General features: G+C 69.2%; 2 pseudogenes. Both read left to right on the top strand.

Annotated features, from left to right (window positions below):
• Positions 1 to 42: 42 nt before the first annotated feature.
• Positions 43 to 399, top strand: a pseudogene (locus NYZ98_RS41325) (phospholipid carrier-dependent glycosyltransferase); the annotation flags it as partial.
• 171 nt (positions 400 to 570) lie between these two features.
• A pseudogene (locus tag NYZ98_RS41320) lies at positions 571 to 1,092 on the top strand (phospholipid carrier-dependent glycosyltransferase); the annotation flags it as partial.

Raw genomic sequence — 1,092 nt, 5'->3', positions numbered from 1 at the left:
CACCCCCCGTTGGGGAAGTGGTTGATCGGTGCGGGGGAGTGGGTGTTCGGGCCCAATCCTTTTGGGTGGCGGTTCGCGGCGGCGGTGGTGGGGGTGGTGTCGATCCTGGTGCTGGCGCGGGTGGCGCGGCGGATGACGCGGTCGACGTTGCTGGGGTGTATGGCGGGGTTGCTGCTGGCGCTTGACGGGTTGCATTTCGTGTTGAGCCGTGCGGCGTTGCTGGATGTTTTCTTGATGTTCTGGGTGCTGGCGGGGTTCGGGTGCCTGGTGGTGGATCGTGATCGGTCGCGGGGGCGGCTGGCGGATTGGTATGAGGGGTCGCGTCTGTCGGGTGCGGGTCCGTGGCTGGGGTGGCGTCCGTGGCGGGTGGGGGCGGGGGTGTGTCTGGGGGCGGCGTGTGCGACCAAGTGGAGCGGGGTGTTCTTCTTGGTGGCGTTCGCGGTGATGAGTTTGGTGTGGGATGCGGGGGCGCGGCGGGCGATCGGGTTGCGTCGCCCGTATTCGGGGGCGTTGCGGCAGGATGTGCCGACGGCTTTGGCCGCGATGGGTCTGGTGCCGGCGGTGGCGTACATGGCGTCGTGGACCGGGTGGTTCGCCTCGGCCTACGGATACGGCCGCAACTGGGCCCAAGCCACCTCAAGCGGCTGGGGTTACTGGGTGTTCAGCTCGCTGCGGTCGTGGCTGGACTACCAGGTGCAGGTGCTCTCGTTCCACACCGGCCTGTCCGACCCGCACGACTACCAGTCCTGGCCCTGGCAGTGGCCGCTGCTGATCCGGCCGGTCGCCTTCTACTACCCGACCGACAGCAAGGGCTGCGGGGCCGCCAGGTGCTCGGAGGCCGTGCTGGGGGTGGGGACGCCGGTGATCTGGTACGGGGCGGTGATCGCCCTGATCGCGCTGATCGCCTGGTACGTCGCCACCCGCGACTGGCGGGCCGGCGCGGTCCTGCTGGCCTACGCCGTGGGATGGCTGCCCTGGTTCTACTACGCCATCGCCGACCACCGCACCATGTTCCTGTTCTACGTCGCCCCCATGCTCCCCTTCATGATCCTCGCCCTCACCCTGGCCGCCGGACTCCTCATCGGACCCGCC

It is taken from the genome of Sphaerisporangium corydalis, assembly GCF_025506355.1.
GTDB lineage: Bacteria > Actinomycetota > Actinomycetes > Streptosporangiales > Streptosporangiaceae > Sphaerisporangium > Sphaerisporangium corydalis.
The sequence above is the reverse complement of the archived record's forward strand: the minus strand, read 5'-3'. Positions and strand labels throughout refer to the sequence as shown.